Below are 8,034 nucleotides of genomic sequence, written 5' to 3' on the forward strand. Positions count from 1 at the left end.
CAGCAGAAACTCCTGTGGTTGCCCCTCCCAGTTGAACAGGCAGAGCAGAGTGCCGCCCTCGGGCAGGCTTACTTCGCCACAGGCAAAGTCCATCGACTCGAAACGGGCAGAGGGTGCCCGGGCGGTGCAGAGCGCCAGCAACTTGCGCAGTTGCGCCGCCTGCTCCTCATCGAGATCTTGCAGTCGATCACCCGCCAGCATCATGCCGCCGCTCGCCACCAGCGCTGCCAGATGGAAGCTGTAATCCGCCTTGCTTGCCTGCTGGCTCGGTAGATCACGCAAACAGATGCAGTCGGGATCGAGGGCCCAGAGCTTGTCGTTCTGCCAGGCACGGCAGAAGGCTTCGCGAGCAATCTGGCGATAGCGGTGGCCGTTGCGCTCCACGTCATCGCTCACCCGCATGCCGTGCACCAGCCCAAGGCTCGGCCAGATGGGGGCGTTGCAACCGAGCAGGAAGGCACCATCGCCAGCACCGCGCAGAATGGCGGCCATGCCGCGCCGATAGGCTTCAACCCGCGTGGCAGCCGGATCGTGGAAATGGCCACCGTGGATGGCACCCCAGAAGTTGGCATCGAGCTTGAAGTAGTGGATGCCCCACTGTTCTCGCAGGGTGCGGAACACCTGTTCAAGGTGCGCCTGCACCTCGGGGTGGGTGCCGTCCAGCACATACCAGGGGGTGCAGCGCCAGCCGCCATAGGTGACCCGCTCGGAGGGCAACGGCAGACCGTCATCCCCCTTCACAAACCAGTCGGGGTGCTCCTGAAACACCTGTGAACAGGGTTCGGCAATAAAAGGGGCGACCCAGAGAGCGGGCTCGCAGCCAGCCTGTTTGATCTCCGCAGCCAATGCAGCAACACCTTGCTCGAACTTGGCCGACGGGGTAAGCCAGTCGCCCATTTTGGCCTGATAGCCGTCGTCGATCTGCACATAGCGCAGGGCCGGGAAGCGCTCGGCACGCACCTGCAGGTTCTCGCGAATATCGGCAGCGCTCACCTCGGCGTAGTAGTGATACCAGGAGCACCAACCGCTCGGGCGCTCGCTCACCTTACCGATCAGCGAGCCGTGCTCGGCCTCGATCAGCCGTGCCAGTTCGGCCAGCAGATCCTCGCGCTCAGCCCCTTCGAGGCAGATCAGCGCCTCGCTCTGCCAGTGCTCACCGGCTGCAAGTTTTCGCCCTTCGCAGTTCATCAGGATCTGCAAGCGGCCATCGGGGTAGAGGCGAAACTCCCCGCCAAAACGGTGGCAGCTGGCAAAGGCGAGCAGCAGCCACCCCTTGCCATGCTCCACCAGCAACAGGTTGTGAATGGTGTGGTAGCCATTGTCATCGGTGATGCGATAGACGCTGGCATCGGGGCAACGGCTGACATGTTGCGGTGATTGCCAGCTACCCATGGTCTGGGCCAGCATCTGGAATCCTTCGCCATAGATGGCGCTCTCCACCGGCAGGCCAAGCTTGCCGTCAAACAGCACCCAGCGCTCAACCGGGGTGGCATCAGAACCGGTGTTGTCGAGTCGCACCCGACACAGGGGCCCTTCCCACTGACGGGTTTGCAGCAGATGGGGTGGCAACGCATTATCGTTCGCCAGCTGGCGAACTCGGGACAAGAGGGATGTCATCACTACTCCTTGTAGTTCGAAAAGGGTTCTATCAGACGATGTTCAACAGATAATCTGCATACAAATCAGCTTCAAACGAACTGATTTCAGTTGTTATTGTTTTAATGCCGCGACCCGGCCTCTCTGGTAAACTGCGATTTTTCTTCCCAGTCGATGAGGTTCACGTGATCGCGCAACGCGCCTTGCTGTACTTTCGTGACTTTATGGTCATCGTCGCCTGCCTGCTGGCAGGCAAATCCGTGGCAGCCATCCTGCCTTTCGCCTTTCCCGGCAGCATCATCGGCATGCTGTTGCTGTTTGTGCTGCTCTCCCTGCAACTGATCAAGCTGCATTGGGTCGAGCTGGGGGCAGGCTTGCTGCTGCGCCACATGGGCGTGCTGTTCGTGCCGGTCGCGGTCGGACTGGTGGCCTGGCTTGAGCCCCTGCGCCAATCCTTCGGCGTCATCATGCTCTGCATCGTGCTCGGGATCGTGCTGATCCTCGCCACCGTCGGTCGGCTCTACCAGAGGATGAACAAATGATCTTCTGGCTAGCGATCCCTCTGACCCTAGCGCTCTATTTCGCCACCCGCGCCCTCTATCGCCGTCTGCCCTGGCCCATCATCAATCCGGTGCTGGTGCCGACCGCGGTGATCATCGGCCTGCTGCTCTGGTTCAACCTGCCCCTTGAGCAGTACGAGCGCGGCAGCAGCCCCATTACCATGCTGCTGGAGCCCGCCGTGGTGGCGCTGGCGCTGCCGCTCTATCAGCAGGCGCGCCAGATCCAGGCCAAACTCAAGCCCATCCTAATCTGTACCCTCGCCTCCGTCTTGATCTCGGTGTGCACAACCCTGCTGATCGGTCATTTTATGGGCACAGATCCGGCGCTGCTCGCCTCCCTTGCCACCAAATCCATCACCACCCCGCTCGCCATGAGCGTCAGCCAGTCCATCGGCGGCATTCCCGCCATCGCGGCCGCCGTGGTGGTGGTGGTGGGGATTGTCGGTGCCCTGATCGGCTACCCGCTGCTCAAACTGCTCAAAGTGACCGATCCGGAAGCGCAAGGGCTCGCCATGGGGGCCTGTGCCCACGCCATCGGCACCGCCACCTCCGCCGAGAAGGGGATAACCCAGGGGGCCTTTGCATCGCTCGCCATGGTGGTGTGCGGGATCCTCACCGCTGCCGTCGCCCCGCTGCTGTTTGCCATCTATCACTGGCTGATCTGATCACCCCATTGACCACCTGTTGACCATTCCGGGGGGCCTGCTGGCCTCTCGGGGTGCGACCTGCCGCACAATTTGCACAAGACAAACGTTTCCATTACCATCCCCCTCCGTTTGCCCGTCAGGGCGTGAGCCTGCTCACACATTTACCCGAGCTTGCTCCCTACAATGGCCGCCCAATTGGCCTTTGAGGACACACTATGCATCCCCGTTTTGCCAAGCCATTCGATACCCTCTCTGCCCCGCTAAAAGCAGCCGTGCAGCCCATGCTGGATAGTGCCGACTTCAACGCCCGCTTCACGCCGGAGCAAGTCGCCACCCTGAAAGCCGCCACAGGTCTCGATGATCGCGCCCTGCGCCTCGCCCTGTTGCCGCTGGCCGCCGCCTGTTCTGTGGCGCCCATCTCCAAGTTTTATGTCGGTGCCATCGCCTGTGGCCTGAGCGGCACCTGGTACTTCGGCGCCAACATGGAGTTTGCGGGGCAAGGTCTATTCCACTCGGTTCACGCCGAGCAGTCCGCCATCTCCAACGCCTGGCTGGGTGGCGAGACCGGGATCTCTGAAATCACCGTCAACTACACCCCCTGTGGCCACTGCCGTCAGTTCATGAACGAGCTGAGCACCGCCAAGATCCTGAAAGTCTCTCTGCCGGATGACCTGAGCGCCCTGCAATCCTTCCTGCCCCACTCGTTTGGCCCGGCGGATCTCGACATCACTGATGCGCTGATGAGCCCGCAGGAGCACGCAGAGCTTCAGCTTCAAAGCGAAGACCCGCTGTGGCAAGCCGCGCTGGCCGCCGCCCGTCAAAGCTACGCCCCCTATAGCCAGGGCTATGCCGCGGTGGCGCTGCAGTTTGCCGATGGCCGCATCTTCTCTGGCCGCTACGCCGAGAACGCCGCCTTCAACCCCAGCCTGCCGCCGATGCAGATGGCCTGCGCCCATGCGGTGCTTAACGGCGAAGATCTCGCCACCATCCGCCGCGCCGTGCTGCTGGAGAACAAAAACGGCCAGATCAGCCAGCGTGACTCCGCCCAGTCCACCCTCAAGGCGCTGGGCTCGGTCGAGCTGGAGTATCAGGCGGTCTGACACTAACTTCGCTCCGATAAACGAAAGCCCCCGCACCTTGGTGCGGGGACTTTTTTACTTGGCCATTTAACCGGGAATCGCCGGTGATCCTCACGGCTTGGCACTGTTGATCACCCAGTCTGATCGGTTGCTGATCAAACCGGTTTCAGCCGTGCGGTGAAGTGGCGCAGCAGCGGCGGCTCGTAGTCAAAGGTGAGCCCGCGAATGTCGCTGGCCCGCGCTTTCACCGCGATCAGGCAGTCGGCCACATAGTCCATGTGATCCCGGGTATAGACCCGGCGCGGAATGGTGAGGCGCAACAGCTCAAAATCCGCCGCCTCCTGCTTGCCGGTGGCGGGATCACGCCCCAGCAGCAGGGAGCCGATCTCCACCCCGCGCACGCCCCCTTCCAGATAGAGCTCGCAGGCGAGCGCATGGGCCGGGAACTGCTCGGCCGGAATATGGGGCAGCAGCTTTTTGGCATCGACAAACACCGCATGGCCGCCGGTGGGGGTCTGGATCGGGATCCCCGCCTCAGCCAGCCGCTCACCGAGATAAGCCACCTGACTGATGCGGTAAGTGAGATACTCCTCATCCATCCCCTCGCGCAGGCCGATGGCGAGCGCCGCCATGTCCCGCCCGGCAAGGCCCCCGTATGTGACAAACCCCTCCATCGCCACGCAGCGCACCTGCACCGCGCGGAACAGGTCGAGATCCTCTTTAAAGCAACACAACCCGCCGATATTGACCAGCCCGTCTTTTTTGGCCGACATGGTGAAGATGTCCCCCAGCGCAAACATCTGGCGCACTATCTCCTTGATGCTGTGTTTGGCATAGGCCGGGTCCCGCTCCTTGATAAACCAGGCGTTCTCGGCGAAACGGGCGGCATCGATCACCACCGGAATATGGTGGCGACGGGCCAGCTCGGAGACCGCCTCCATATTGGCCATGGAGACCGGCTGACCACCAGCGCTGTTGCAGGTGACCGTGATGATGATGCCGGCCACGTTGTCGGCCCCCAGGGTCTCGATGGTGTCGGTCAGGCGAGGGAGATCAAAATCCCCCTTCCAGGCGTAGGGGGCCGTGGTGTCGAGGGCTTTCGGGGTGAGCAGGTTGATGGCCCGCGCGCCAGCCAACTCCACGTGGGCCTTGGTGGTATCGAAGTGATAGTTGGAGATAAAGACCGGCGCCTTGCCCTTGCAGCGCTTGACCAGCTCGGGGAAGAGGATCTGCTCGGCCCCGCGCCCCTGATGGGTGGGCATCACATGCTGGTAGCCAAAGATCTCGCGCACCGCGCGCTCCAGCTCGACGAAGTTGCGGCTGCCCGCATAGGCCTCATCCCCCATCATGATGCCGGCCCACTGGCGATCGGACATGGCACCTGTGCCGCTGTCGGTCAGCAGATCGATATAGACATCCTCGGCCAGCAGCAGGAAGGGGTTCCAGCCAGCGGCCTCGAGGGCGGCACGGCGCTCGGCGCCAGTGGTCTGTTTGATGGGCTCGACCATCTTGATACGAAACGGCTCGGGTATACGACGCATAAAAGACTCCTCACCGGCGCGGGGCCAGTGTGTTTGAAATCGGGATTGGCAAAGAGGCCGGGGCGATCAGGGTCGTCCGGCTGACAAATTCAAACGGCGGGTGCCGCCAATCAGCGGTGAGGAAAGTCGAAGGTGAGAATGGGATCCCGGGTATACCAGTGGGCGAGCAGGCAAGCTGCCCGGGGCGTAGCTGTCATGATTGGCATCACTCCCCTCCATATCGGTTGTAGACAGTCGGTGGCCAACAAGATCCATTGATGGATGCTGCCAACGGGCAGCCTCGCCACGTTAACGGCAGGTTAATTGGCAAACAAGGGGCGCACCGACGGGCTGTGCGCCCGCTCACAAAGTGGGCATCTGCGCGGCAAACAGGCAGTGAGGTTGATCCGCCCGCCCCCCCCGGTTCGTTATTCTCCCTAGCCACACGCCACATACCCCATCAGCCAAGGCCGGAAGCCATCATGCATCGCAAACCCCATCTGCCCGAGAAGATTTGCCCCGTCTGCCAGCGCCCCTTCAGCTGGCGGCGCAAGTGGGCGCGTAGCTGGGAGGAGGTTCGCTACTGCAGCGAACGCTGTCGCCACGCTCGTCACAGCAGTCAGCAACCTGAGGGAGATCGAGTCTGATGGAACTTCGCCTTGTTCTCGGCGATCAGCTGAACGCCGGTCACAGCTGGTTTCGCACGCCGGATCCGGCGGTCTGCTATCTGATGGCGGAGCTGCGCCAAGAGACCGATTACTGCCGCCACCATCGTCAGAAGGTGCTGGCCTTCTTTGCCGCCATGCGCGCCTTTGCAGCGGCACTCACCCAAGCGGGCCACCGCGTCTGTTACCTGACCCTTGATGAGAGCGCCCGTTGGTCCGACTTGCCGGGCTTGCTGGAGGCTCAGCTCGAAGCACTTCAGGCCAGCAGTTTTGCCTGGCAGAGCCCGGACGAGTGGCGCCTCGCCAACCAGTTGAAAAGCTGGGCCGCTGGCCTTGCCATCCCTGCCACCGAGGTGGAGAGCGAGCATTTTCTCACCCCCCGTGATGGCTGGCAGCGCTACCCCCACAGCCGGATGGAGTTCTTCTACCGCGCCCTGCGAAAGCAATATCAAGTGCTGCTCGATGAGCGCGGCCAACCCCTTGGCGGGCGCTGGAACTTTGATGACGAGAACCGCGCCAAATTGCCGGCGAGCCAGCCCATCCCGGCGCCCCTCACCTTTGCCAACGAGGTGAGCGAGATTGATGCCATGCTGACCCGCCACGGGGTCAGCACCATCGGCGAGGTGGATGCCAGCGCCCTACCGTGGCCCATCAACCGGCGCCAGAGCCGCGAGCTGCTGGCCCATTTTCTGGCCCACTGCCTGCCTCACTTTGGCCGCTATCAGGATGCCCTGAGCGAGCGGGGCTGGAGCCTGTTTCACAGCCGTTTGTCGTTTTCCCTCAACAGCAAGATGCTTCATCCACTTGAGGTGATCCGCGCCGCCGAAGCCCACAGGCAGGCCAATCAGGCCGCCATCACGCAGGCACAGGTGGAGGGTTTTATCCGCCAGATCCTCGGCTGGCGCGAGTTTGTCCGTGCCATCTACTGGGAGAAGATGCCCGACTATCAGCGCACCAATTTTCTCGTGGCCAACCGGCCGCTGCCCGGTTTCTTCTGGAATGGAGAAACAAAGATGGCCTGCGTGCGCCACGCCATCAACCAATCCCTTGAGCACGGTTACGCCCACCATATCCAGCGGCTGATGGTGACCGGCAACTTTGCCCTGCTGGCAGGGATTGACCCCGATGAGGTTGATCAGTGGTATCTCGGCATCTATGTGGATGCCATCGAGTGGGTGGAACTGCCCAACACCCGCGGCATGAGCCAGTTTGCCGATGGCGGCCTGATGGGCAGCAAGCCCTACGCCAGCAGCGGCGCCTACCTCGAGCGGATGGGCCACTACTGCAAGGGGTGCCACTATCAGGTGAAAGCCCGCCACGGCGACGGGAGCTGCCCCTTCAACAGCCTCTACTGGCACTTTCTCTGGCGCAATCGGGACAAACTGGGCGGCAATCCCCGCCTCGCCCTCCCCTATGCCAACTGGGATGGCCAAGCCGCAGCGCAACAGCAGGCCATTCTGGCCACCGCGGAGCAGTACCTGATCAAGCTGGAGCAGTTGTAAGCGGACCATGTCCCCTGGCGCATTCACACTGACAACAGCGCAGCGATTTACGCTGGCAATCAGGCTCACCATCGCACCAAACACCAGCCTGTGACCGGCAGGCAGACGGAGATCCCAATCCTGCGTAGAGCGGTTGAATATCCTGTGGCGGCTGATTATGGTGGTGGCCACATCAGGAGATCAGTCAAGGAAAGACGATATGGAGATAGTGGTTCTCGGTGGCGGCGTAATTGGGGTAACCAGCGCCTGGTATCTGGCCAAAGCGGGTCACAAAGTAACCCTGCTGGAGCGGCAAGGGGGCGTTGCCCTTGAAACCAGCCATGCCAACGCCGGGCAGATATCCCCGGGTTATGCGGCCCCCTGGGCAGCTCCCGGCATCCCCCTCAAGGCCGCCAAGTGGATGTTGCAAAAGCATGCCCCCTTCACCGTGCGCCCCACCGCCGACCCCTTCCAGCTACGCTGGAT

8 protein-coding genes are annotated in these 8,034 nt (G+C 62.3%); 6 read left to right on the forward strand and 2 right to left on the reverse strand.

Translation table 11 applies throughout. The features are described 5' to 3' along the window. Positions 1-1,617, reverse strand: a 1,617-nt coding sequence (locus DBR30_RS07355; protein WP_258224323.1) for a glycoside hydrolase family 36 protein, incomplete at its 3' end; no start/stop codon positions are given. 164 nt (positions 1,618-1,781) lie between these two features. Here DBR30_RS07355 and DBR30_RS07360 point away from each other — a divergent pair. From DBR30_RS07360 to cdd, 3 genes are all read left to right on the forward strand, one after another. Beyond that, on the forward strand, positions 1,782-2,138 hold the full coding sequence (locus DBR30_RS07360) for a CidA/LrgA family protein (RefSeq protein ID WP_005333279.1): 357 nt from the start codon (positions 1,782-1,784) through the stop codon (positions 2,136-2,138). Continuing rightward, positions 2,135-2,821: an LrgB family protein gene (locus tag DBR30_RS07365; RefSeq protein ID WP_108541154.1), complete on the forward strand. Its 687-nt coding sequence runs from the start codon at positions 2,135-2,137 to the stop codon at positions 2,819-2,821. The genes DBR30_RS07360 and DBR30_RS07365 overlap by 4 nt, the downstream gene beginning before the upstream one ends. Positions 2,822-3,018: 197 nt before the next feature. Beyond that, a complete protein-coding gene (cdd, locus tag DBR30_RS07370) occupies positions 3,019-3,903 on the forward strand; it encodes a cytidine deaminase (protein ID WP_108541155.1) in 885 nt (294 codons plus the stop codon). Between the two features lie 134 nt (positions 3,904-4,037). Here cdd and DBR30_RS07375 read toward each other — a convergent pair whose 3' ends face one another. Then, a complete protein-coding gene (locus tag DBR30_RS07375; protein WP_108541156.1) occupies positions 4,038-5,423 on the reverse strand; it encodes a tryptophanase in 1,386 nt (461 codons plus the stop codon). A gap of 461 nt (positions 5,424-5,884) precedes the next feature. Between DBR30_RS07375 and DBR30_RS07380 the strand changes: the two genes are divergently transcribed. The 3 genes from DBR30_RS07380 to DBR30_RS07390 all read left to right on the forward strand — a co-directional run. Then, positions 5,885-6,049, forward strand: coding sequence for a DUF2256 domain-containing protein (locus DBR30_RS07380; protein WP_108539802.1), 165 nt, complete (start codon positions 5,885-5,887; stop codon positions 6,047-6,049). Next, positions 6,049-7,569 (forward strand): cryptochrome/photolyase family protein, encoded by a 1,521-nt coding sequence (locus tag DBR30_RS07385; RefSeq protein WP_108539778.1) that lies wholly within the window; start codon positions 6,049-6,051, stop codon positions 7,567-7,569. Before DBR30_RS07380 ends, DBR30_RS07385 begins: the two co-directional genes overlap by 1 nt. A gap of 199 nt (positions 7,570-7,768) precedes the next feature. Beyond that, positions 7,769-8,034: FAD-dependent oxidoreductase (locus DBR30_RS07390; protein ID WP_258224324.1), on the forward strand; the 266-nt coding region annotated here is incomplete at its 3' end.

This window comes from Aeromonas sp. HMWF017, from assembly GCF_003061465.1.
Classification (GTDB): domain Bacteria; phylum Pseudomonadota; class Gammaproteobacteria; order Enterobacterales; family Aeromonadaceae; genus Aeromonas; species Aeromonas veronii.